The sequence below is a fragment of the Bacillus sp. B1-b2 genome (assembly GCF_009183415.1).
GTDB lineage: Bacteria > Bacillota > Bacilli > Bacillales > Cytobacillaceae > Niallia.
Map to the genome: position 1 here is coordinate 46,227 of NZ_WEHU01000020.1, position 23,351 is coordinate 69,577.

The 23,351-nt window shown below is 34.1% G+C and carries 25 protein-coding genes; 6 read left to right on the plus strand and 19 right to left on the minus strand.

Going from position 1 to position 23,351, the window contains the following annotated elements; genetic code table 11:
* Positions 1–34: 34 nt before the first annotated feature.
* A complete protein-coding gene (locus F9279_RS17685; RefSeq protein ID WP_152115512.1) occupies positions 35–274 on the minus strand; it encodes a YuzB family protein in 240 nt (79 codons plus the stop codon).
* Positions 275–594: 320 nt separating this feature from the next.
* Here F9279_RS17685 and F9279_RS17690 point away from each other — a divergent pair, with 320 nt between their 5' ends.
* The 3 genes from F9279_RS17690 to F9279_RS17700 all read left to right on the plus strand — a co-directional run bounded on the left by F9279_RS17690 (position 595) and on the right by F9279_RS17700 (position 2,945).
* Complete coding sequence (locus F9279_RS17690; RefSeq protein WP_226793672.1) at positions 595–879, plus strand: late competence development ComFB family protein; 285 nt, start codon at positions 595–597, stop codon at positions 877–879.
* 119 nt (positions 880–998) lie between these two features.
* Positions 999–1,511, plus strand: coding sequence for a GNAT family N-acetyltransferase (locus F9279_RS17695; protein ID WP_152115423.1), 513 nt, complete (start codon positions 999–1,001; stop codon positions 1,509–1,511).
* Between the two features lie 363 nt (positions 1,512–1,874).
* The gene (locus F9279_RS17700) at positions 1,875–2,945 is read left to right on the plus strand and encodes an NAD(P)/FAD-dependent oxidoreductase (protein ID WP_152115425.1); all 1,071 of its coding nucleotides are present in this window, start codon (positions 1,875–1,877) and stop codon (positions 2,943–2,945) included.
* 49 nt (positions 2,946–2,994) lie between these two features.
* On the opposite strand, the gene F9279_RS17705 is transcribed toward F9279_RS17700, so the two are convergent.
* Positions 2,995–3,318, minus strand: coding sequence for a YuzD family protein (locus F9279_RS17705; protein WP_152115427.1), 324 nt, complete (start codon positions 3,316–3,318; stop codon positions 2,995–2,997).
* Between the two features lie 149 nt (positions 3,319–3,467).
* On the opposite strand from F9279_RS17705, the gene F9279_RS17710 reads away from it, so the two are divergent.
* The gene (locus tag F9279_RS17710) at positions 3,468–3,704 is read left to right on the plus strand and encodes a NifU family protein (RefSeq protein WP_152115429.1); all 237 of its coding nucleotides are present in this window, start codon (positions 3,468–3,470) and stop codon (positions 3,702–3,704) included.
* Positions 3,705–3,741: 37 nt separating this feature from the next.
* Here F9279_RS17710 and thrB read toward each other — a convergent pair whose 3' ends face one another.
* The 4 genes from thrB to yutH form a co-directional block, all read right to left on the minus strand.
* The gene (gene thrB / locus F9279_RS17715; RefSeq protein WP_152115431.1) at positions 3,742–4,662 is read right to left on the minus strand and encodes a homoserine kinase; all 921 of its coding nucleotides are present in this window, start codon (positions 4,660–4,662) and stop codon (positions 3,742–3,744) included.
* Complete coding sequence (gene thrC / locus F9279_RS17720) at positions 4,659–5,720, minus strand: threonine synthase (RefSeq protein WP_152115433.1); 1,062 nt, start codon at positions 5,718–5,720, stop codon at positions 4,659–4,661. The genes thrB and thrC overlap by 4 nt, the downstream gene beginning before the upstream one ends.
* The gene (locus F9279_RS17725; RefSeq protein ID WP_152115435.1) at positions 5,720–7,015 is read right to left on the minus strand and encodes a homoserine dehydrogenase; all 1,296 of its coding nucleotides are present in this window, start codon (positions 7,013–7,015) and stop codon (positions 5,720–5,722) included. The genes thrC and F9279_RS17725 overlap by 1 nt, the downstream gene beginning before the upstream one ends.
* 323 nt (positions 7,016–7,338) lie before the next feature.
* Positions 7,339–8,340, minus strand: a complete 1,002-nt coding sequence (gene yutH, locus F9279_RS17730) for a spore coat putative kinase YutH (protein WP_152115437.1) — start codon at positions 8,338–8,340, stop codon at positions 7,339–7,341.
* A gap of 193 nt (positions 8,341–8,533) precedes the next feature.
* On the opposite strand from yutH, the gene F9279_RS17735 reads away from it, so the two are divergent.
* Positions 8,534–9,025, plus strand: coding sequence for a phosphatidylglycerophosphatase A (locus F9279_RS17735; RefSeq protein ID WP_152115439.1), 492 nt, complete (start codon positions 8,534–8,536; stop codon positions 9,023–9,025).
* Positions 9,026–9,089: 64 nt separating this feature from the next.
* Here F9279_RS17735 and F9279_RS17740 read toward each other — a convergent pair whose 3' ends face one another.
* The 5 genes from F9279_RS17740 to lipA all read right to left on the minus strand — a co-directional run bounded on the left by F9279_RS17740 (position 9,090) and on the right by lipA (position 13,344).
* The gene (locus tag F9279_RS17740; protein WP_152115441.1) at positions 9,090–9,863 is read right to left on the minus strand and encodes a TIGR01457 family HAD-type hydrolase; all 774 of its coding nucleotides are present in this window, start codon (positions 9,861–9,863) and stop codon (positions 9,090–9,092) included.
* Positions 9,864–9,923: 60 nt separating this feature from the next.
* Entirely contained in the window at positions 9,924–10,361 is a 438-nt protein-coding gene (locus F9279_RS17745; protein ID WP_152115443.1) for a DUF86 domain-containing protein, read from the minus strand.
* 25 nt (positions 10,362–10,386) lie between these two features.
* Entirely contained in the window at positions 10,387–11,685 is a 1,299-nt protein-coding gene (locus tag F9279_RS17750) for an EAL domain-containing protein (RefSeq protein ID WP_152115445.1), read from the minus strand.
* A gap of 189 nt (positions 11,686–11,874) precedes the next feature.
* Positions 11,875–12,150 carry a YutD family protein gene (locus tag F9279_RS17755; RefSeq protein ID WP_152115446.1) on the minus strand — a complete coding sequence of 92 codons (276 nt, stop codon included), beginning with the start codon at positions 12,148–12,150 and terminating at the stop codon, positions 11,875–11,877.
* Positions 12,151–12,432: 282 nt separating this feature from the next.
* Positions 12,433–13,344 (minus strand): lipoyl synthase, encoded by a 912-nt coding sequence (gene lipA, locus F9279_RS17760; RefSeq protein ID WP_152115448.1) that lies wholly within the window; start codon positions 13,342–13,344, stop codon positions 12,433–12,435.
* Between the two features lie 324 nt (positions 13,345–13,668).
* Between lipA and F9279_RS17765 the strand changes: the two genes are divergently transcribed.
* Positions 13,669–14,607 (plus strand): M23 family metallopeptidase, encoded by a 939-nt coding sequence (locus F9279_RS17765; protein WP_413463224.1) that lies wholly within the window; start codon positions 13,669–13,671, stop codon positions 14,605–14,607.
* Between the two features lie 172 nt (positions 14,608–14,779).
* On the opposite strand, the gene F9279_RS17770 is transcribed toward F9279_RS17765, so the two are convergent.
* From F9279_RS17770 to sufD, 8 genes are all read right to left on the minus strand, one after another.
* Positions 14,780–15,871, minus strand: a complete 1,092-nt coding sequence (locus tag F9279_RS17770) for an HD-GYP domain-containing protein (RefSeq protein WP_152115450.1) — start codon at positions 15,869–15,871, stop codon at positions 14,780–14,782.
* A gap of 164 nt (positions 15,872–16,035) precedes the next feature.
* Positions 16,036–16,338 (minus strand): YunC family protein, encoded by a 303-nt coding sequence (locus tag F9279_RS17775; RefSeq protein ID WP_152115452.1) that lies wholly within the window; start codon positions 16,336–16,338, stop codon positions 16,036–16,038.
* A 93-nt stretch (positions 16,339–16,431) separates the two neighbouring features.
* Positions 16,432–17,793, minus strand: a complete 1,362-nt coding sequence (locus F9279_RS17780) for a bifunctional metallophosphatase/5'-nucleotidase (protein ID WP_152115454.1) — start codon at positions 17,791–17,793, stop codon at positions 16,432–16,434.
* A gap of 41 nt (positions 17,794–17,834) precedes the next feature.
* The gene (locus F9279_RS17785; RefSeq protein WP_152115456.1) at positions 17,835–18,677 is read right to left on the minus strand and encodes a DUF72 domain-containing protein; all 843 of its coding nucleotides are present in this window, start codon (positions 18,675–18,677) and stop codon (positions 17,835–17,837) included.
* A 271-nt stretch (positions 18,678–18,948) separates the two neighbouring features.
* Complete coding sequence (sufB, locus tag F9279_RS17790) at positions 18,949–20,346, minus strand: Fe-S cluster assembly protein SufB (RefSeq protein WP_152115458.1); 1,398 nt, start codon at positions 20,344–20,346, stop codon at positions 18,949–18,951.
* Positions 20,347–20,382: 36 nt separating this feature from the next.
* Positions 20,383–20,820 (minus strand): Fe-S cluster assembly sulfur transfer protein SufU, encoded by a 438-nt coding sequence (gene sufU, locus F9279_RS17795; RefSeq protein ID WP_152115460.1) that lies wholly within the window; start codon positions 20,818–20,820, stop codon positions 20,383–20,385.
* Positions 20,810–22,039 carry a cysteine desulfurase gene (locus F9279_RS17800; protein ID WP_152115462.1) on the minus strand — a complete coding sequence of 410 codons (1,230 nt, stop codon included), beginning with the start codon at positions 22,037–22,039 and terminating at the stop codon, positions 20,810–20,812. Before F9279_RS17800 ends, sufU begins: the two co-directional genes overlap by 11 nt.
* Positions 22,039–23,346, minus strand: a complete 1,308-nt coding sequence (gene sufD, locus F9279_RS17805; RefSeq protein WP_152115464.1) for a Fe-S cluster assembly protein SufD — start codon at positions 23,344–23,346, stop codon at positions 22,039–22,041. Before sufD ends, F9279_RS17800 begins: the two co-directional genes overlap by 1 nt.
* Between the last annotated feature and the right edge of the window lie 5 nt (positions 23,347–23,351).

The window sequence follows — 23,351 nt, forward strand, 5'->3', positions numbered from 1 at the left end:
ATCATTACTATCTGCTTTTCTCTATTTTCTTTATTTAAAACATTGGATTCTCTTCCAAATGTTTATACACATTCTGAACCAATTGATCTACTGTCTCTCCTTGAACCACTTCGCCATTTACTAGAGCAAACATGGCTTCTCCACATTGACCACAGAATCCTAAACAGCCATAATCAATTACTTCTAACTCATCATCTTGCTCTAATCTTTCTTTTGCTTCATAAGAGCCTGAAGATAAGTTACTTAAACAAAATTCAATAAGTGGTTTAAACAATTTTTTCACCTCATTACTAATCCTATAGTAAGTTCTTTTACAGTAAGAATCAAGAATATAGCTTACCTTAGTTAGAATCTCCTCTATATCACTCATTTTAAATTCTATCCTAAATATGATTAGTCACTTTACTCAAAAAACGAAGCACTTTTCGCCAAGCTCGAATGCTGGTAGTAACCTTTATCAAACTTTTACATAATGCTTGATTAAGAAAAACATACTAACTAAATAAAAGTTAGACCCACTATATTTTCTCCTATAAATACCATAAAAAATGCCGATATATTCTATACGGATAGAGAAAAGAAGGAGTCAAAAGGATGAATCGAAAATATATAAATGTCATGGAGGAAATTGTAGAATCACTTGTTATCATTCTTTTATTTAGTCCAGATTACCAAGTATTTTGTCATTGTGAAGAATGTAGAAATGACATAATTGCCTACAGTCTTAATAATCTTCCACACCATTACGTCACTTCTGAAAAAGGAAGAGCTGTAGTATTTGAACAATTAAACACAGAAGAAAATAGAAAATGGATTAATAAACGAATTATTAGTGCTATACATTTGGTAGGTAACTATCCAAAACATTCTCCTATATAATGGCATGCTTCTCTAATCAGAGGCATTGCTATTATATACAGCAAAGAAAATTTCTTCTATATATATCCTCGTTCTTCCTTTTCGTGTTACCATATTTATAAAAAAAGGAGAAATGAAGAATGGAGTTACGAAAAGCGACTATGCAAGACATTCCTGCAATTATGGAAATTATACGAGAAGCTCAAAGCTACTTCAAAGAAAACGAGATTAATCAATGGCAAAATAATTATCCTAATCATTCAACGATTGAGAAAGACATCGAAAATGCTTATAGTTATGTTCTTGTGGATAATAATAACACTATTCTAGCAACAGTATCTATTTCTTTTGATAGTGATACAAACTATGAACAGATAATAAATGGTTCATGGCTCACTAATGAAGCATATGCCGTTATACATAGATTAGCAGTAAAAAATACGGTTAAAGGACAAGGCATTTCATCAATTGTTTTAAGAGAAATCGAGAATATGTGTCACAAAAATAACATTCCGAGTATAAAGGTAGATACTCACGAACAAAATACCTCTATGCAAAAGCTACTCCAAAAGAATGATTTTCAATATTGTGGAATAATCTTTGTAGCTGATCAAAGTCCAAGGGTTGCGTTTGAAAAACTAATAAGTATTTAAAATACCAGACTTACCTTTCTATTCAATAAGTACTGGTATTTGTTATAACAAAAAAATTTAGGAAAATGATAAAAAATATAAGCCATTCAACTAAGTTACAGAGAAGAGACTTTTGTAAAGTCAGTGAGTAAACTCGATGAAAAAGTACTATAAGTACAGTTGACATGCTACAAAAGCTGATATTCTAACTGTGATTAGTTTTGCATCTTTATTTTTATACCTTATACACTTTTTTTATTTTTCCCATTCAATAAGAATATTCTTTCTCCTCCTTCTAATATACTTCTATAGATAAACAACTTTAAAAAGGTAGATTATTTTATTATTTACCTGAAGGATTTGCTATAGCATCGGAGGGAGTAAATGAAAAAGCTAGTTATTCTAGGTGGCGGTTATGGTGGCATGCGATTGCTGTCATTACTTATTCCAAATTTACCATACAATATCCTGGTAGTTCTAATTGATAAGGTTCCTTTTCACTTTCTCAAAACAGAGTATTATGCGATAGCGGCTGGTACTGTAACAGATTCTCATGTGACATTCCCATTTCCTAATCATCCACAAGTCACGATTATTCAGCAAGAAGTAGAAAGCATCAATCTAAATAAACAAATTGTCCATCTAGCAGAAGGAAATTATATGGAATATGATGACCTAGTTATCGGATTAGGATGCGAAGACAACTATCATCAAGTGCCAGGAGCCAATCAATTTACACAAAGTATCCAAACCATCTATAAGTCGAAACAATCCTATAAGATACTTCAATCACTCTCTGATGGAGAAAAAGTAGCTATAATTGGAGCAGGATTAAGCGGAGTAGAATTAGCTGCAGAATTAGCTGAAAGTACACATCTCGATATTAGTCTATTTGACCGTGGATCTTCTATTTTATCTTCCTATCCTCCTAAAGTTAGCAGCTATGTGGAAAAATGGTTGAAAGAGAACCAAGTCCACCTTATAAAACAAAGTAACATTACCTTAATTGAAGAAAATATGGTGTATAACCATGATTCTCCAATACCATTTAGTTGTATGATTTGGACTGCTGGTGTGAAACCTAACAGTATAGTTCGCTCACTAGATGTCGAAAAGGATGCGAAAGAGAGAGTGATATTGAATAGTTATCACCACTTACCAGATGATGAACATGTATTTGTTGTAGGAGACTGCGCAAGCTTAAATCATCCACCTAGTGCGCAGCTTGCAGAAGGACAGGCCGAACAAATTGCCACCATCTTAATAAGTAGATGGAAAGGTAAATTACCGCCACAAGAATTGCCTCCCATCAAAATAAAGGGAGTATTAGGATCTCTAGGTAAAAAACATGGGTTCGGACTTATTTTTAATACTGCTTTAACTGGTAGAATCCCTCGATTAATGAAACATGGAGTACTTTGGAAAGATAGAACCAAAAAAAGCAAATACTATTAACAGCAAGAGGCATTCAACACGAATGCCTCTTACTTATTCAAAGCTACTATTACAAGCAAGAATATCCGTATTTCTCAAACTCAGCATAAATGTTCTTTAACTTTGGGTTACCTTCCCCTACAATTTCCCCCTCTATAACAACTACAGGATAAAATAAATCTTCTTCTATAATCTTTTGACAAAAATCATTTTTTTCCTTTTCATAATCTGCTTTAAAAATATCATAATAATTAATTTCAAATTTTTGATTGGGAAACTTTCTTGTGATTGCTGCTTGAAGCCATTCGTATGTATCTTTTGAAGATGGTAAGTTGACACAGCTTGCACATATTTGCTCAGCACCGTAAATACTTACTTCAATTTCTTTTTTCATAAATAACTCCCTTCATGCACGTTTTACTCACTCTTATGTAACTATAATAATACAAAGAACCAATGAAGCCTACAATTTCCTGTTTCTAGATTCTAGATTTTTCACCTTAATGTGATTATAATAAAGGATAGGAAAGGAGTCGATATTGTATGGAAGAATTAGAAATGAAAGAACAAGTACAAGAAGTCCTAGATAAATTACGTCCATTCCTTTTAAGAGATGGTGGAGATTGTGAACTAGTAGATGTAGAAGATGGTATTGTAAAATTACGCCTACTTGGTGCTTGTGGTAGTTGCCCAAGTTCTACTATTACATTAAAAGCTGGTATTGAACGTGCATTATTAGAAGAAGTTCCTGGTGTAATGGAAGTAGAACAAGTATTCTAATATAAAAAGTAAAACGAAGAGGATAGCCTCTTCGTTTTTATTTTATACCTATGGACACAGAACCCATACAAACAGATCCCGTTTTGTCTATTTGTAAAGGTAAATACATCATCTCTGGTAATAGCTTAGTTAACTCAGCTATTATTGTATCCACATTCCCTTTATTTGTGAATAATAAAACGGTCGGACCAGCACCGCTTAACGCTGCTCCAAAAGCACCAAGAGAAGTAGAAGCTCGTTCTATTGTTTCTAAGTGTGGTACTAACTGTTTTCTATATGGTTGATGAAACTTGTCCTTTTGCATCATCTTACCGGCTAATTCATAATTACCAGTTACCAAAGAAGATACCAATACATTCGAAATGGCACTTGCTTCTACCGCATCTTGAAAAGACAAGGTACTTGGTAATACATTTCTAGCAGCCTTCGTTAATAGTTCTTCTTTCGGAACTACTGCGATAAGATCTAATTCCATAGAATGTATGACTTCTACATCTACTGCATCCTCTGATTGACAGCCAATGATTAGACCACCATAGATACTCGCGCCTACATTATCTGGGTGTCCTTCCATTTTAGAAGCAATGAGAAATTTTTCTTTCTTTGAAAGTTGAAACTCTCCTACTTGGTCAGCTAATTCAATCCCTGCTACAATGGCAGATGCACTAGATCCTAGACCTCTAGCTAAAGGAATTTCACTTGTCACTTTCACCTTACAAGGAGAAAGTACTTTAGAATACTGTTTAGCCACTTCTATCGCTGTTTCAATGATAAAATTACTCTCATCCCTTGGGAATAAGGAAAGTTCTTCCGTTAAAGGAATTACTTCCCACTTCTCAGAAGGTGTGACTTCTAGTGTCAAATATAAATTCAGTGCCAATCCTATACTATCAAAACCTGGACCAATATTGGCCGAGCTTGCTGGGACTTTAATTGTTAACATAGCCCCTTCGCTCATTGATGAACGACTCCTCTAATATGCTCTGCAACAGCTTCTTCTTTATTCGGAAGAACAATTGGTTTTATTGGACTAACATCAATAGCAGTATTAGGATCTTTAAGTCCATTACCTGTTAGGATAGCAACTACTTTGCTTCCTTTAGGGATTTTACCATTTTGAATATGTTTATATAATCCTGCAATAGATGCACATGATCCTGGCTCTGCAAATACTCCTTCTTTAGCTGCAATTGTTCGATATGCAGCAATAATTTCTTCATCTGTTACCTCATCAATAATGCCTTCAGACTCTTCTTGAGCTTGAACTGCTAATTTCCAACTTGCAGGATTACCGATTCTAATAGCAGTTGCAATTGTTTCCGGATTTTCAAATACTCGATTATGAACGATCGCAGCTGCTCCTGCTGCTTCAAAACCATGAATTTTAGGTAACCCAGTTTGTTTTGCCTCATTATATTCTTTAAATCCTTTCCAATATGCACTAATATTTCCTGCATTTCCAACTGGAATCGCTAAAATATCTGGAGCTTCACCTAATTGATCACAAATTTCAAAAGCCGCGGTTTTTTGTCCTTCTAGACGGTATGGATTTACAGAGTTAACGAGAGCAACTGGCTCTGTTTCACTTATTTTTCTAACCATTTGCAGTGCCTGGTCAAAATTCCCTTCAATAGCAATAATTTCTGCTCCATACATTACTGCTTGTGCCAATTTCCCCATCGCAATTTTCCCTTCTGGAATAACAACAATACAGCGCATTCCAGCTCTTGTTGCATATGCAGCAGCTGCTGCAGAAGTATTTCCAGTAGAAGCACATATTACAGTTGAATTGCCTTCTTCTTTTGCTTTAGCAACAGCCATTACCATGCCTCTATCTTTAAAAGAACCCGTTGGATTAGTGCCTTCCGTTTTTACGTAAAGCTCTACTCCCCATTCTTTCGATAATGTATCTAGCTTGATTAAAGGAGTATTTCCCTCATTTAACGTTAACATAGGTGTTGTATCATTTATTGGTAAATATTCCTTATATTCTTCTAATAGACCTCTCCATCTCATTACTTTGTTCCTCCCTCTACACGATATGAGCTTTTTACTTCTTTTACAGAACCTAAATCTCTTAGCTTTAATAATATATTTTCATAGTTTAACAAGGAAGCATGATGAGTTACTACTACAATTTCAGCAAGACCTTTTTCCTTCACTGGTAATTGAAGAATTTTCTCGAAGCTTACACCATGCTGTGAGAATATGGAAGTAATTTCTGCAAAAACACCAACTTCATCGACTACTTGTAAACGTAAGAAGTATTTTGAAAACATTTGATCTGGTTCTTTTAATTTCTTCTTAAACTGAGGAGTTACCGTACCTTTTCCATTAACTCCTAATCTCATATTTTTTAAAACATTCACTAAATCGGATACAACAGCAGTTGCAGTTGGCAAACTCCCAGCTCCTGGTCCATAGAACATTGTCTCTCCTACTGCCTCACCGTATACATACACAGCATTATATTCATTATGAACAGAAGCAAGAGGATGAGTATCAACAAGGAATGTAGGTTGAACACTAACCTCTACTTTTTCATCTTGTCTTTGCGCAATTCCTATTAATTTCATCGTATATCCAAGCTGCTTACCATATTGGATATCTTCATCCGTAACATTCGAGATTCCCTGTACCTTCACATCATCTAAACTAATATTCATAGAGAAACCGAGGGTAGCTAAAATAGTCATTTTTCTAGCTGCATCCAATCCTTCCACATCAGAAGTTGGGTCACTTTCAGCAAACCCTAACTCTTGAGCTTCTAGTAAGACATCTTCATATGATCTTCCTTGTTGACTCATCTTTGTCAAAATAAAGTTTGTTGTACCATTAACAATTCCCATTAGCTTAATTATCCGATCAGATGCTAATCCATCTACTAAACCTCTAAGGATTGGTATACCTCCTGCGACACTTGCTTCATAAAACAAATCACAGTTATTTTGAGCTGCTGTTTGCAATAGCTTTGCGCCATAAACAGCCATTAAGTCTTTATTAGCTGTTACCACTTGTTTTTTGTTCTGTAAAGCTTTTATTAATATATCTTTCGTTTCTTCAATACCGCCCATTACTTCAATCACAACATCTATATCTGCATCATTTAAAATGTCCTCAGGATTAGTCGTTAATTGAATATCTGAGACATTTACATCTCTTTCTTTGTGTACATTCTTTACTAGTATAGTCTTTACTTTTACTGGACACCCAACCTGGTGCATAATTTTATCTTGATGATTTTCAATTATTTTTACAACACCAGAGCCAACCGTTCCTAAACCGAGTAATCCAATTGAGATTGTGTTCATCTTTTTCCCCCTAAGGTGTTCTTGTAATAAATACAACTGTCTTTGTATAGTAGACATTATAGTGTTTGTTCTGTATTTTTACAAGAGGTGATTTGCACAACTTGTTTAAAAATCATCATATTATCCCTATTATAATGCTAAGATATAAAATCCCAAAGGCTTATTTCTGAATTTATACATTTTTCTACTTTTTTAGATAATACCATATAACTCCATAGAAACGTAACCATTTTCTTTCAATAGAAAAACTCAAAAACACAGGTAATAACCTGTATTTTTGAGCTAGTAGTCATTTATCCATTTCATCATTCAGGAATAACTATTCAGAGCCAAGATACTGTAGGGATTTTTAATTTCTTCACTGGAACTTCAGCTGAGTTATAAAATTGATTTAAGAATTCTTCTAAATCCGCTGATTGATTTAACATCTTTTTTAGACGGTCTTCATGAAATAGACGATCTGCTTCGTTTGTCGCAGAGTAGTAATTCTCTACACATTCTACATAATGAATAGGGAAAAGAAGTCTTGAGTAGATTAGTCTCCAGGAAAAGGAACTTAGTGGTGTTATACTTTGATAGTCATCGAAAAATACTTTCACTTCACGGTGATATGTCTTAATGTTTTTAAAATATCGCTCTCTTGTCCATTCTGCCAAATCTCTTCCACAATGATCAAATATCCAATCAAAAGGGTTCTTGATATAATAATCTTTAGCCCATGTGTTCTTTGTAAAACGATTATAACAAATAGTACCGCTATCTACTGCATTAGGTTCATCGTCTAATTCTGTATCAACTAAATACTGTATAGCATTTTCCGCCATACCCATATAATAAGGAAACGATTCTAGAAATAATCGGTCAAAGTCACTTTCTGGCTGTTTATATAACATTCCATTCCAGTACGATTCCATCTGATCTATTCTCTGTTCCCATAAACCTTTCCATTGTCCCATTAAACTAATTTTTTGTACCCCAAATGGAACAGCCCGACCTCTATAATGGAATTTCCCAAGCTTCTTACCCAATTGCCTTGAATGAAATACTTTTAAACGCTCATTGGCTAAAACACAAAAACGCTGATCTTCTAGTTCTGTAAGTATGCCACCTTCTTTTGCCTCTAAAAAAGTACTTACGGTATAATCTCCCGTTTGGTAAATATGGCTAGCAATTTGTTCTAATTCGTTGATTGTATCATCCTCTATTTGGGAAACAGGTATTAATGTATACAGCTTCCCTTCTGTTACACATGCTTCATATTGATCAATTCTTGTTTCCTCTTCGACATTAATTCCATAAAGACTTGTTAGAATATTTTTTATCATTCTCTTCCTCCTTAACCAAATCTTTCGTTGTTAAGAAGTATATGTGTCAACTGGTAAAATCTTGTTACATTATATAATTATGTTCCATTCATTTTCTGGAAATAATTATTCTAGGAACATATACAAGAATAGAGAGCATATAATAGTAAACACTGTGAATACATAGTGAATAAATAGAGAAAAGGTGAAGTTCATGTCATTAATGAAAACAACAGAACAAACCGCTAGAAAATGGTTACATGAACGAGGAGTACAAATTCAAGATATTGCGGATCTTGTTTTTCTATTACAAGAAAAATATCATACAGACTTAAAAATGTCTGATTGTATTCATAATGTTGAACGTGTTTTATCAAAAAGAGAAGTTCAAAATGCTATCATTACAGGAATTCAATTAGATATATTAGCTGAAAAGAAACAGCTTGCATCTCCTTTACAAGAAATTGTGGAAAAAGATGAGGGATTATATGGTGTCGATGAGGTGCTGGCCTTCTCTATTGTAAATGTATATGGTTCTATAGGTTTTACCAATTATGGTTATGTAGATAAGTTAAAACCAGGAATATTACAAAAATTAAATGATAAAAATTCCGGAGAGTGTCATACTTTCTTAGATGACATAGTAGGAGCAATTGCTGCTGCTGCATCTAGTAGGTTGGCTCATCGTGCAAAAGGCGAAGAATAATAAACATAATTTAAATGAAAAGAGCGTTTAACTAAGCATCGCTAGTTGAACGCCCTTTTGCTTCTTAGTTCAGCTTCCATTCCACTAAACTATCTACCGTATAAGTGGGTTGGATGGAATAAGCTAATAAATCTTCTTTTAATGTAACACCTGTATGTACTAACAAAGTATCTATTTCTGCATTAATTCCTGCCATGATATCTGTATGATAATTGTCGCCTACCATTAATATGTCTTTTTTAGACAATCCTAACAATTTAATGGCTTGTTCCACAATAATAGATTCAGGTTTTCCGACTACTAACGGCTCTTTTTTGGTTGATACTGTAATAACAGAGGAAAGGGCTCCATTTCCTGGAAGTAACCCTCTTTCTGTTGGCAATGCAGTATCTCCATTTGTAATAATATAGGATGCACCATTTCGTATAGCAAGGCATGCATTCGCTAACTTCTCATAAGTGATTTGTTGATCTAATCCTACCACTACATAATCTACTTCAACAGAATCCTGTTTGATGGATAATTTTTTTTGATTTAAAGCGCTAAGTAAACCTTGCTCTCCGATCATTAATACATCAGCATGTTGATTTTGCTCAGCAATATAGTTAGCTGAAGCCATCGCTGAAGTAAAAACTTGTTCTGCCTTTGCAGGAATGCCAAACTCTGTAAGTTTTTCTGCGACCTGTTCTGGTGTCTTTGTTGAGTTATTTGTTACATATAAGTAAGAAATATCCTTTTTTATCAGCTGTTTAATAAAATCTGCTGCTTCTTGAATAACTTCTGTACCTCGATACATGGTTCCATCCAAATCAATCAGATAACCTTTATAGTTTTTCATATCCTAATCCCTTCTAAGCAAATTTTCCCCCTTGCTAGTTTCTCTAAAAATTAGCTTTCCTTAATTCTTAAATGCAGAGACCGGCCCTAATTCATTTAATAAATATCCTGAAACAGAAGGATTAAATTCTTTTATAGAGCTAATCTTATCTTTAAAAACTCTTTGTAATTCCAAGTGATTAATAGCTGTATATTCGTGCACTAAGGATTTTCTCCATAGAATGATTTCTTTTAAATCATGAGCCACTTCATCATTAATTACTTTTTCATCTGTTAATATATCTATGATATCTTCATAACTTCCTGGATCTCTCATGATAAATCCATCTATCATACTGTTCCCAATATCTAATATTACTTCTATAATCATATGTGTGATTCGTTCTAACGACAGTTTTTCTATCTCAGTTCGCCATTCCGTCTTTTTTTCAAATAGAAGTATAAGATTGTTAAGATAGTGTAGTTGTTCCTCTAACTTTAATCGATCAACGAAGTACATATACCTAATCTACTCCCTTCTATTATTATGAAATTTGTAAATGCTCACTAAGATTTGTTGGACGTGCATAGAAATATCCTTGAGCTAAATCCACCTTATTTTTAGAAAGTATGGATGCCTCTTCTGCACTTTCAATCCCTTCTGCAACTACAACAGATCCTACCTCTTTAGCAATTAGTAATAGCCCCTTTAGCATGGATTCTTTTACTGAGTTTTTATCAATGTTCTGAATAACAGACCGATCAATCTTAATAATATCTGGCATTATTTCACTAATGGAATTTAGACTTGCATACCCAGCCCCAGTATCATCAACAGCAATACGAAATCCAAGCACTCTTAATACCTTAAGATTTGCGCTAAAGTACTCTAAATCTTCAAAAGAATCTCTTTCTGTTACTTCTATCGTAATTTTTTTAGGAGGAATTTCATTATATTTTTTTATTACTTTTTTTATATCCTTTATAAATCTAGGATTTCCTATCGTAACAGGTGTAAAATTAATAAAAATACTGTGTTGCCATTTCGTAAGTTGGATTTGTTCATAAGCCTTTTCAAGAACAATCATCTCAAGATCATATAAAAATTTTGTTTGTCTAGCTATAGAGAAGAGACGTAGTGGACTTTCGAGCGCAGTCCCTTTTGGTCCTCTAGTAAGCATTTCACACGCATGAATTTTATTTGTCTCTACATCCATAATAGGTTGAGCAAGTAAATTGATATCTTTTTTTGCAACAATTTCGCTTAATGCATATACCAGTTTATTGAATTCAGTGTCTTCTTTTTTCTTAGCCATAGAAAGTGCTAATTCCTGTGCAGTATGCACTGCCTCTATTAACATGTCATACTTTTTCTCTATAAACATATAGCCTACATTAAATATAGGCGTACAAACTGATTCTTCGCTGAATATTTTTTCCATATTATGTATAGTATCTCTTATAATAGAATCTGTTTCTTTAATACAATCTGTTTCAGAGGACAATTTAATAAACATCGTAATCCCAGTTGGATTATAGTCATGAATAGCGATTAGCTCATCTTCTGTTAAATTAGTTCTTAACGTATCTCGAAATGATTTTTTTAGTACTTTAATAAAATTTATGTATTCTTCTTCCTCTAACTGTTGCTTAATGCCCATTAAGTTATGGATATCAAATACTACAACTACAACTTCCATACCAGATTTCAAAGCATTCCCCACGCCCTTAACGATAGAATCTCTTAGGACAAAATTGGGTGGAAAATACTTAATAGTTTTTGCTGGTAAAAACAATTTACTCCAATTAACTACTTTTGAATATAAGTTTAGTTGATAATTCATAACTTCATTCCTCTCAAAAAGCCAGAGTAATCTCGATTTTTCATATATAAAATTAAATTAATTCTCAAATTAATCTAACCTTTCTCATACCCTTTTTATTAATTTGTTTGCTCCATTATTTGAATTATTATTTCACCATGCTGTTAGGAGCTTTAATAAAAATATAAAAGAAGGAATTAAGAAGTAATGTTATTTACTTACTCTTTTTACAACAAAATAAGCACAACCGAAATTACAATACTCGTATAAATACTCTGTTAATGTACTTATCTTTGTATCAAAACTCGCCTTTTGATTCTGGTCTTCAAAAAAACCTCGTAATCTAAGTTGTCCATAACCCCAATCTCCTACAATATAATCATATTTATTTAAAATATCACTATATCTATTTCGAAACGCTTCTTCGTTAAAGCCAGAATTTCGCTCCTCTATTAGTTCATAACAATGATTATTTATACAAACCAAAGTATCACCTCATTGTTCTTATAAGTATAGAATATTCAAACTACAGATAAGTCAATATTCCTATTTATGTGTAAATAATCGTTCATATAAATAATGCTTATATAACTATCTTCTTCTTCATTATAACCGCATAATGCTTATTTACAAAGCTTAACAATTAAAATATTCCTATAAAAATGTAATTTCTGTGATAATTACTAAATAATCAATCAGGAAGAGCTAGACAAAAAAACACTTCTAAAGTTAGGTTGATGCCTAGCTTCTAGAAGTGCTATCTTTTCATTATGCTTCTTTTGCATGCTCTGAAAGCTGTTGATTTTTTTTAGCTTCATTTACCTGTTCGTCCGCATGATAAGATGATCGCACAAGAGGGCCTGCTTCACAATGACTGAATCCTTTACTTAATGCTATTTTCTTAAGCTCTTTAAATTCATCTGGGTGATAGTATTTTTGAACTTTAAGATGCTTTACAGTAGGTTGTAAATATTGTCCTATTGTCATAATATCAACATGGTTAGCCCTTAAATCATCCATTGTTGCGATAATTTCCTCTTTTGTTTCTCCTAATCCAATCATTAAACTAGATTTTGTAGGAATTTCTGGATACATCTCTTTCGCTCTTCTTAAAAATTCTAAAGATCGGTCATATTTCGCTCTAGCACGAACTCTTGGAGTTAATCGTTCTACTGTTTCTATATTATGATTTAGTATATCAGGCTTAGCATCCATTAAAGTACGTAGGTTTTCCTCTATGCCTCCCATATCTGATGGAAGCACTTCTATACCTGTGAATGGGTTCTTTTTGCGAATAGCACGAACTGTTTCTGCAAATACTGCTGCACCGCCATCTTTTAAATCATCTCTAGCAACAGCTGTTATAACTACATGCTTTAAATTCATGGAAACTACTGAATCAGCAACCCTTTCAGGTTCTTGCCAATCTAGTTCTGTAGGTAGTCCTGTTTTTACTGCACAAAAACGGCAAGCTCTCGTACAAATATCACCTAATATCATAAATGTTGCTGTTCTTCTTACAGCCCAACACTCATGAATATTAGGACACTTTGCTTCTTCACATACAGTATGTAGCTTTTTCTCCTTCATCATTTCTTTTAAGCCCGTATAGTTTTCATTTGTATTTAACTTAATTTTTAACCACTCTGGTTTACGTAAGTATTCCTTTTTCTCTGACATTTCCATCATCTCCCTATCCGTTAACAGACTCATCCTTTGTTCTTCATAAGTACCTCTAAGTTGCCCACTTCTTCTTTATTGTATAACAGCTCTAGTCAAAGAATAATTGTAGGTTATACACAGAATGTAAGCGGATTTTCTATCCTAGTCACTTTAACATACTGAACATAGTGCTACAAGCTATTGTTTACAGATTACCATTAATTGATAATTATTTTTTTCACTATTTCTCACAAAATATAAAGACAATATCAACGAAGGGAGGGTACTCTTTTGCGCAAAGCTATATTATTGTTATTCGTCTTTCTCTTGAGTTATCCGTGTATAGATATACATGCTTCCACAAATCAAGAGGAGGAAAATCCTTATACGAAGAGAATGGAGCTATATAAGAAGATGGAAACTATTTATCAAATTCCATGGTACTATATAGCAGCTGTTGATCAGTATGAAAGAAATATTCGTGCATCTAGAAAAGATCTCCCAAAAACAACAGGATTTACAGGTATTTATATAACAAAGGAAAAATGGGCCGGAATTCTTAATCCAAACCAGGATGATACCAACCCGTTATCCATTTCTCTTTTCAGTGGAATAGGGGTGGATGGAAATGGAGATGGAGAAGCAGACAGACTTAACGATGAAGATGTTTTAAATGCGTTTTCTCAATATATTGTAGAGTATGGAATCGATGAAGATAATTTTAAGATAGGTTTATGGGAATATTATAAGCGTGATAAAACCGTAAGTATCATCATGGGTAAAGCAAAAATATATAATCAGTTTGGCACACTAGATTTAGATAAACATGCATTCCCTGTGCCACTTAGTAGCAATCACAGTTATCGTAGTACATGGGGAGATGCCCGTGGTTGGGGTGGTCGCAGAATTCATGAAGGTACAGATATTTTCGCCGACTATGGTGTTCCTGTACGAGCAACGTCATTCGGTATTATTGAAATGAAGGGCTGGAATGAGTATGGTGGTTGGAGAATTGGCATTAGAGACATTAATAATAACTACCATTATTTTGCCCATTTGAGTGGGTTTGCCAAGGATATAAGTGTTGGCTCTATTGTTGAACCAGGAATGCTCATTGGTGGAGTAGGAAGCTCAGGATACGGACCACCAGGAACTTCAGGGAAATTCCCTCCGCACTTACACTATGGTATGTATAAAGACAATGGATTTACAGAATGGTCTTTTGATCCTTTTGCACATCTTCGTTTATGGGAAAGACAAGAAAAGTCTAATTCAAAATAATGAATTCATGATAGTAAGTCTGTTTTGTTAGATATTAAGCTTTTAGTGAAAAATTGCTTAAGACACTCGCTTCCTTCAGTTCTCTGAAGGAAGCGAGTGTCTAGATGCTGAACAAAAACAAGTATGAAAAAACCTGCCTTTATAAAATAGGACTATGTAGACCTTAACTTTATTAAGGATTCAATATGGTATCACATTGAACAATAACGATAGATAGGTGTTCGCTTAAGTCTAAATCATAAGGAGTAATCTCCACTTCATCCTTTTCTAATATACGGATAACTGGGCGTTCATTCATCCCTTTATTTTGCCTACAAACTACACCTTTTTCCCCATTGCTTAATATTACGCCAAGTCCATTTGGGTAAAGTACGATAGATTTCCTAAATGCCTCGACAATTTTCGCATCATATAGACGTCCACTGCCTGTATATAGTATTTCTAAAGCTTCATGCGGTAAAAGTGCCTCTTTATACACTCGATTTGAGGTGATAGCATCAAAAACATCAGCAACTGCAATTATCTTTCCAAACAGGTGAATCTCTTCATCTTTTATTCCTCTAGGATAGCCAGATCCATTTAATCTTTCATGGTGTTGATAAGCACAATGTGCTACTAATAAAGGCATAGCATCCACTTTTCTTAGCATTTCAAAACCAGCTTCTGCATGTGTTTTAATTACCTCATATTCCTCTTCTGTCAGCTTCCCTGGTTTCATTAAAATCTCAAGGGGTACACCCATTTTTCCTACATCATGCATGATAGCACCTAAACCTAAAACTTCTAGCTGATTAGGAGAGAGTTTTAGCTCTAATCCTAATGCTAGTGAATAGATGGTTACATTTAAACTGTGAGAAAAAATATAATTGTCATATAAATAAACATCTGACATTAGTGAAAACAGCTCTGTATGATTCTTTAATTCTTCTAATACTCTTCCAATTAACTTTTTAAATGATGGAGTACTTTTCTCCATAATCAATAAAATAGAGGAAGAATCCGAATTTTTCAACTTTTGGAAGCTTTGTTCAATTGTATTCATTGCTTCCAAGTGTAGTTGATCGGAGATCGCCTGATTTACTTTTATATCCTTTGTCTTTTTATCTTCTAAATAAACATAGGATATACCAAAATCCAATAATCTCTTAATCAATTTTTGATCCAATTTTACTCCACTATTTACTAAGACCTTTCCCCGTTCGTTGTAAATAGGTTTGGCTAAGACTGCATTTTCTTTAATATTTCTTGTACCAACTAATCTCATGCAATTATGGACTCCTATTATGTTATGTATGGGTTTTATTATACAGGATTTTTCCCCCTGTTTCTTTATACCTATAAAAGAATTTAAAAAAAATAAGCCGTTTCAATAAAAACACCCTATCTACTCTTTTATTAAAACGGCTTACACCACTATTTTGCTTTATTTTATATCATTCGCACTAATGCTTCTTTACCAACCATACCTTTAAATATACCCATATTCTCTGCTTCTAATGTAACAGATTCTAATGGTGCATCTAAAAGTTGTGGAATGGTTTTAACTCCGACTGCTCTTCCTGCTATTATTTTACGATCCTTCAACTTTTCATTTAATAATGCTACATCTAATGCTCCGCACATAATATACCCTTTATCACTTTTTACAACAAGTAAGTTTGTCTTTGGTAATTGTACACTAATTGCAATAAAAGTATGCCCTTCGATTTCAATAGGATAAACTTCCATCATAATGTAGTACTCACTCCTCTCTTCCTATTCACTATATTCAGAAGAGAGAGGAACCGTGTTATTACCTATCTATTTTAATAAAGCTAGAATGAATTATACATTTACTCCCTTTTTTAAGGCCTCTAAAAGAATATTCCGCATAAATTCTGGTAAAAAATACTGCTTATTTTCTGCTCTATAAATGGATGGAAAGAAATTACCGAATGTAAACATGTCTGGTACTGTTACAACATACTCTTTTTCCGCCAGTAATTCTTCGAGCTGTATGAAATATTTATCTTGTTCTCCAACTTTTTTATGAGTAATTCCTTGTGATATAATTTTCCCCATTACTGTTCCTCGAAATCCAAGGCCTTTAACCTGTAATTCTTTCCATTTTTCACTTTGCATATCAAGAAGTACTTCTTTTAATTCGGCACCTGTTAGTGTAACATTACAAGGATTAATAGGATGAGGACAAATAGATAATAAATCAAAGGAAGTAACATCACCTTTAGATAGATTATCAAGGATTAGACCCTCATTTATAATGGCACAGTCTGAATGACACCATGTTATTAAAGTTTCACATAGCATACTTGCCAATCTACTGGAGGAAATATCTTGATCGTTAGTTAATGCCTTTTCAGATAAAGCCTTTCTGCCTTGAAGATACAAGTTCTCAATGATCGTTTTTTCATGGCTCGCTTCAGGCAAATCACTACTATCATATAATCTTGCTTTCTTTTGAATAAGTCTTTTAGACTTATCATCTACTTCTATTTCAACATGTCCTACATAGTAACCAAATTTTCCAGCTGCACCTTGCAGGGAATTTCCTATTACTTTTCCTTCATGGAAAACATGATGAGTATGTGCACCTAAAATAATATCAATATCTGGTATGTTATTTGCAATCCATTCATCATCGTTTATACCTAGATGAGAAAGTAAAACAATAATGTCTGCCTCGTTACGCAGAATTTTCACTTGCTCTTGTAAGGCTTCCAAGGGATCTGACAAATTCCACCCGAGTAATTCATATAGTTTCTGAAAAAAAGCCGTAACACCAATAACACCGATCTTTGTTCCCATCTTTGTTTCATACATTTGATAAGGCTTACACCAAGCGGGCCTCTCTCCATTCTTCTTATATAAATTAGCTACAAGGATATCAAAGGATGCATCACTATATAAGTGATCTAAAGCCTCATATGGAAGCGTAATCCCTTCATTATTCCCAATCGTTACAGCATCATATTGCCCTTTTTCTAATAAATCAGTATTAATCTTTCCTTTTGTTGCTTCAGTGTATGGGTGGGATAAATCAACATGATCACCGATATCAAATAGATATATCTCTTCACCGACTTCTTCATGCCATTTTCTGCGTTCTTGCAAAAACTCAAAAATCCTCGGCCAGTTCTCAAAATGGCTATGTAAATCGTTTGTATGATATAGATGGATGACTTCCATTTTCTCGCCTTCCTTACCGTGATTTTATCTTTAATGCTAGATTAGAATAAATCTAACTGTCTTGGAGCTAGATCATCATATTCAATATGAAGCATGTTTAATAGGTGTTTTGCATTATCTGCTGCATCTCCACCAGAATTATTATTGAATAGGACATAAACTTGAGGACATTTCTTCTGCAGATTATGAATGTTATCTGCCCATTCTTCTAACTCCACTGTGTTATAACGATATAAATACCGAACTTCTCTCCATTTTGGATTATTGCTTTGTTGCCAGCCATAATAGTTTCTTCCATGGAGTCTGATTAGTACTTGGTTTCCAATTGGCTCCAATACAGTTGGAACAGATCCAGGCATAACTTGTGGTTCATCACAAATGCTATGTATCCAATTTTCTTCCTGCATAAAATTCAGGGTATTTTCTCGGAACTTTTCATCAAACCAAGATTGATGTCTGAATTCAAGGGCACATGGAATATCCTTCATCTTCTTTTTACATGCTCTTAAATACTGAACATTTTCCTTTTTACAATCAAACCAAGGAGGAAATTGAAATAATACCATAGCTAATTTATTTGCTTTTCTATAAGGTTCTAAAGAGTCAATAAATGCACCAAACATTTCGTCAATTGATGAAAAGGGAATATCTCCTCTATTATGTCCGGTCATTCCTTGATATGCCTTTACAATAAATTGAAAAGAATCAGGTGTTTTTTTTACCCAATTTTCAGCATTCCTTTGCGGTTGGATAGCATAGAAAGAAGCATCCACTTCCACTACTGGAAAATATCCAGCATAATCAATTAATTTATTTGGAGGAGAGGTATTTTTTACATAAAGACTGTCATGATCTCCCCAGCCAGTTAATCCAATTCGAATCAATAAATCCACCTCTTAAAACAGTACAGTGATGCTCATATTTTAGATATTTGTGTAATAAAATCCTATAAATTTCTATACTCCATATCATATCATAACCAACATAAATAACTAAGAAAAAGAAATACAGAAGAAAACTGGAATACTATCCCCTTGAATACCTAATTGAGAAAAATTAATAGGAAAATGGACATAATCTTTTAGGTTTATTAAGATACCTACAAACCCCCTATTAAAACAACAAAAACCCCTATAAAAGGGGTTTGAATTATTATTAACCAATAGAACCTTCCATCTCAAACTTGATTAGACGGTTCATTTCTACTGCATATTCCATTGGTAATTCTTTTGTAAACGGCTCGATGAAGCCCATAACGATCATTTCTGTAGCTTCTTCTTCAGAGATACCTCTACTCATTAAGTAGAATAGTTGCTCTTCTGATACTTTAGAAACTTTTGCTTCATGCTCTAAGGAAATGTTATCATTAAGAATTTCATTGTATGGAATTGTATCAGATGTTGATGAATTATCCATAATTAATGTATCACATTCAATATTAGCACGTGCACCATCTGCTTTACGTCCGAAATGAACGATACCACGGTATGTTACTTTACCACCTTGTTTAGAGATAGACTTCGAAACAATAGTAGATGATGTGTTTGGAGCTAAATGAATCATTTTCGCACCAGCATCCTGATGTTGTCCTTTACCTGCAAGAGCAATAGAAAGAGTCATTCCTCTTGCACCTTCTCCTTTAAGGATAACAGCAGGGTATTTCATTGTTAATTTAGAACCGATGTTACCATCAATCCATTCCATTGTAGCATTCGCATCACATACAGCGCGTTTTGTAACAAGGTTGTAAACGTTATTTGCCCAGTTTTGAATCGTTGTATAACGGCAATATGCATCTTTTTTAATGATGATTTCAACTACCGCACTGTGTAAAGAATTAGTGGTATATACTGGAGCAGTACAACCTTCAACATAGTGTACACTTGCACCTTCGTCTACAATAATTAACGTTCTTTCGAATTGTCCCATATTTTCCGAATTAATACGGAAATATGCTTGTAAAGGAGTATCTACTTTGATTCCTTTTGGAACATAGATGAAAGATCCACCAGACCATACTGCAGAGTTTAATGCAGAAAATTTATTATCAGTTGGTGGGATAACAGTTGCAAAATGTTCACGGAAGATATCTTCGTTTTCTTTTAATGCAGAATCTGTATCTTTAAATACAATTCCCATTTTTTCAAGATCTTCTTGCATGTTGTGATAAACAACTTCTGATTCATATTGTGCAGATACACCAGCTAAATATTTCTGTTCTGCCTCTGGAATTCCAAGCTTATCAAAAGTTTGTTTAATTTCTTCAGGAACTTCATCCCATGAACGCTCCGTTTTCTCTGATGGCTTTACATAGTAAGTAATTTCATCAAAGTTTAATGAATTAAGATCTCCGCCCCATTGTGGCATTGGCATTTTGTAAAAATGCTCTAATGATTTCAAACGGAAATCAAGCATCCACTGTGGCTCTTCCTTCATTTTAGAAATTTCTTCCACGATTTCTTTCGTTAATCCACGCTTAGAACGAAAGATAGAAACGTCTTTATCTGAAAATCCATATTTATAATCCCCAATATCGGGCATTTTTTTTGCCATTTCGTTTTCCTCCATTCTATATGCAACTTAAGGTTACTAAGAATCTAGTCCTTCATTAACTCCCTTTTCCATTGCCTTCCATGCAAGGGTTGCACATTTAATTCTTGCCGGAAATTTATTCACACCTTGTAGTGCTTCAATATCTCCTAAATCCAAATCGTCAGCGTAATCCTTACCCTGAATCATTTCTGAAAAGGTCTGAGATAGCTTTAATGCCTCTTCTACTGACTTTCCTTTAATAGCTTGTGTCATCATAGATGCAGAAGACATGCTAATAGAACAGCCTTCTCCATCAAATTTTGTATCAACAACTACACCATCTTCTACTTGCATGGTAAGTAATATACGATCACCACATGTTGGATTATTCATGTTTATCGTTAAATTACCTTCTAAAACCCCTTTATTTCGTGGGTTTTTATAATGATCCATTATGACACTTCGATAAAGTGCATCTAAATTATTAAAAGACATCGCTAAAATACTCCTTTGTTTTGACAATCCCACTCACAAGTTTATCAATATCCTCTTCTGAATTATAGAGGTAAAAACTTGCTCTAGCTGTCGCAGAAACATTTAGCCATTTCATTAATGGTTGCGCACAGTGATGTCCTGCTCGAACCGCAATTCCTTCTGCATCTAAAACCGTTGCAACATCATGTGGATGAACATCATCTATATTAAAGGTAATAACACCAGCACGGTTCTCCGCATTTTGAGGCCCGTAAATCGTTAAACCATTAACAGTAGACATTTTCTCCATAGCATAAGCTGCTAATCTATGTTCATGATCAGTTATTTGATCAAGGCCAATTTCCTCTAGAAAATCTATAGCAGCTCCAAGTCCAATTGCACCTGCAATAATAGGAGTACCAGCTTCAAATTTCCAAGGAAGCTCTTTCCAAGTAGACTCATATAAACCAACAAAATCTATCATTTCGCCGCCAAATTCAATTGGCTCCATTTTTTCAAGTAACTGTTTCTTACCATATAATACCCCAATACCTGTAGGACCACACATCTTGTGACCAGAGAAAGCAAGGAAATCACAATCCAAATCCTGTACATCTATTTTCACATGTGGTGCGCCTTGAGCAGCATCTACTACCATAACCGCTCCATTCTTATGAGCAATAGAAGCTATTTCCTTAATCGGGTTAATAACTCCTAGAACATTGGAAACATATGTTACAGAAACAACTTTTGTCTGTGGTGTGACGGTTGTCTCCACATCAGCTAAAGAAATAGTACCATCCTCCTGTAATGGAAGATACTTTAGGGTAGCACCTGTTCTTTTAGCAACCTGTTGCCAAGGAATAATATTACTATGATGCTCCATTGGAGAGATGACAATTTCGTCCCCCTCCTTTACATGTTCCATAGCATAGCTTTGGGCCACTGTATTTAGAGCAGTAGTTGTTCCTCTTGTAAAAATTATCTCCTCTATAGATGTAGCGGAAATAAATTTTCTTACTTTTTCTCTTGATCCCTCATAAGCGTCAGTAGCTTTTGTTCCAAGTGTATGAACACCACGATGAACATTGGAATTATACTCTTTATAGTACTTTTCTAACGTTTCAATTACTTGTATAGGTTTCTGAGAAGTTGCAGCACTATCAAGGTATACCAATGGATGACCATTGACTTCTTGATTTAAAATAGGAAAGTAAGAACGAAGCTGTTTACTATCCATTATCTTACTTTCCTTTCAATTACCTCAACTAGTTGCTTCTTAACTCCTTCGATTGGCAATTGCTCAACAACTGGTGCCAAGAATCCATGAATAACTAATCTTTCTGCTTCTTGTTTTGGAATACCACGACTCATTAAATAGTATAATTGTAGAGGATCTACTCTACCTACAGAAGCCGCGTGTCCAGCTGTTACATCATCTTCATCAATTAAAAGAATTGGATTTGCATCTCCACGCGCTTTTTCGCTAAGCATTAATACACGAGATTCTTGCTCTGCATTAGCTTTTGTTGCACCATGTTCAATTTTACCGATACCATTGAAAATTGAAGAGGCACTATCTTTCATAACGCCATGTTTTAAGATGTAACCTTCTGAAGCTTTACCAAAATGAACGATACTTGTTGTAAAGTTTTGCTTTTGGTCCCCACGACCAACTACAACGGATTTCGTATCACCGTATGAGCCGTCGCCCATTAGATTTGTTATATTTTCAGAAATAGTATTACCATCGTTCATAAATCCTAATGCCCATTCAATTTTCGCATCACGACCTGCAATACCACGACGGTTAACATATGTTGTAATTCCATGAGCTAGGTTATCTACTGCACCATATTGTACTTTAGCACCATTATTTGCAATTACTTCTGTAACAATGTTAAATACAGCATGATCAGGGTCAACTGTTGAAATATAGTTTTCTACATAAACAACAGAGCTATTATCTTCTGCAACTACTATTACATGGTTAAAGAGATTCGTTTCTTTATCATCATGTAAGAAAATTGATTGAATTGGCTCTTGTACTTCTACATTTTTCGGTACATATAGGAATACTCCACCATTTAAAAGTGCTGCGTGTAACGCTGTTAATTTATGCTCATCCACTTTAACAGCATCTTTCATGAAATACTTTTGTAGTAAATCACTGTATTCTCTAGCTGCTGTAAAAATATCTGTAAAGATTACTCCACTTTCCTTCACTTCATTTGAAACAGCTAAGAAAGTTGGACGGTTATTTCTTTGGATATAAAGTGTTTTATTTTTTTCTAAATCTATTAATGCTTGAACTTGTTCAGGTAAGTCATTAACATCTTTAAAGTCTTCACTGCTAACAATATGCTTATCGAATTGAGTGAAGTTCCAGTTTTTAATATTTGTTTTATCCGGTCTTGGCATTGGCAGTGCTTCAGCTTGTTCTAAAGCCGATAAGCGTAACTCCGTTAACCAAGAAGGTTCATTCATATCTTTTGAAAAAGAAGAAAGATATGATTGATCAAATGGTAATTTAATTTCCGTTGTCATGGTAC

Excerpts from the sequence above, each read along its gene's own strand:
- F9279_RS17690 (WP_226793672.1), top strand. The coding sequence starts at position 595 with ATGAATCGAAAATATATAAATGTCATGGAGGAAATTGTAGAATCACTT.
- F9279_RS17695 (WP_152115423.1), top strand. The coding sequence starts at position 999 with ATGGAGTTACGAAAAGCGACTATGCAAGACATTCCTGCAATTATGGAA.
- F9279_RS17700 (WP_152115425.1), top strand. The coding sequence starts at position 1,875 with ATGAAAAAGCTAGTTATTCTAGGTGGCGGTTATGGTGGCATGCGATTG.
- F9279_RS17705 (WP_152115427.1), bottom strand. The coding sequence starts at position 3,318 with ATGAAAAAAGAAATTGAAGTAAGTATTTACGGTGCTGAGCAAATATGT.
- F9279_RS17710 (WP_152115429.1), top strand. The coding sequence starts at position 3,468 with ATGGAAGAATTAGAAATGAAAGAACAAGTACAAGAAGTCCTAGATAAA.
- thrB (WP_152115431.1), bottom strand. The coding sequence starts at position 4,662 with ATGAGCGAAGGGGCTATGTTAACAATTAAAGTCCCAGCAAGCTCGGCC.
- thrC (WP_152115433.1), bottom strand. The coding sequence starts at position 5,720 with ATGAGATGGAGAGGTCTATTAGAAGAATATAAGGAATATTTACCAATA.
- F9279_RS17725 (WP_152115435.1), bottom strand. The coding sequence starts at position 7,015 with ATGAACACAATCTCAATTGGATTACTCGGTTTAGGAACGGTTGGCTCT.
- yutH (WP_152115437.1), bottom strand. The coding sequence starts at position 8,340 with ATGATAAAAAATATTCTAACAAGTCTTTATGGAATTAATGTCGAAGAG.
- F9279_RS17735 (WP_152115439.1), top strand. The coding sequence starts at position 8,534 with ATGTCATTAATGAAAACAACAGAACAAACCGCTAGAAAATGGTTACAT.
- F9279_RS17740 (WP_152115441.1), bottom strand. The coding sequence starts at position 9,863 with ATGAAAAACTATAAAGGTTATCTGATTGATTTGGATGGAACCATGTAT.
- F9279_RS17745 (WP_152115443.1), bottom strand. The coding sequence starts at position 10,361 with ATGTACTTCGTTGATCGATTAAAGTTAGAGGAACAACTACACTATCTT.
- F9279_RS17750 (WP_152115445.1), bottom strand. The coding sequence starts at position 11,685 with ATGAATTATCAACTAAACTTATATTCAAAAGTAGTTAATTGGAGTAAA.
- lipA (WP_152115448.1), bottom strand. The coding sequence starts at position 13,344 with ATGTCAGAGAAAAAGGAATACTTACGTAAACCAGAGTGGTTAAAAATT.
- F9279_RS17770 (WP_152115450.1), bottom strand. The coding sequence starts at position 15,871 with ATGAGATTAGTTGGTACAAGAAATATTAAAGAAAATGCAGTCTTAGCC.
- F9279_RS17775 (WP_152115452.1), bottom strand. The coding sequence starts at position 16,338 with ATGATGGAAGTTTATCCTATTGAAATCGAAGGGCATACTTTTATTGCA.
- F9279_RS17780 (WP_152115454.1), bottom strand. The coding sequence starts at position 17,793 with ATGGAAGTCATCCATCTATATCATACAAACGATTTACATAGCCATTTT.
- sufB (WP_152115458.1), bottom strand. The coding sequence starts at position 20,346 with ATGGCAAAAAAAATGCCCGATATTGGGGATTATAAATATGGATTTTCA.
- sufU (WP_152115460.1), bottom strand. The coding sequence starts at position 20,820 with ATGTCTTTTAATAATTTAGATGCACTTTATCGAAGTGTCATAATGGAT.
- F9279_RS17800 (WP_152115462.1), bottom strand. The coding sequence starts at position 22,039 with ATGGATAGTAAACAGCTTCGTTCTTACTTTCCTATTTTAAATCAAGAA.
- sufD (WP_152115464.1), bottom strand. The coding sequence starts at position 23,346 with ATGACAACGGAAATTAAATTACCATTTGATCAATCATATCTTTCTTCT.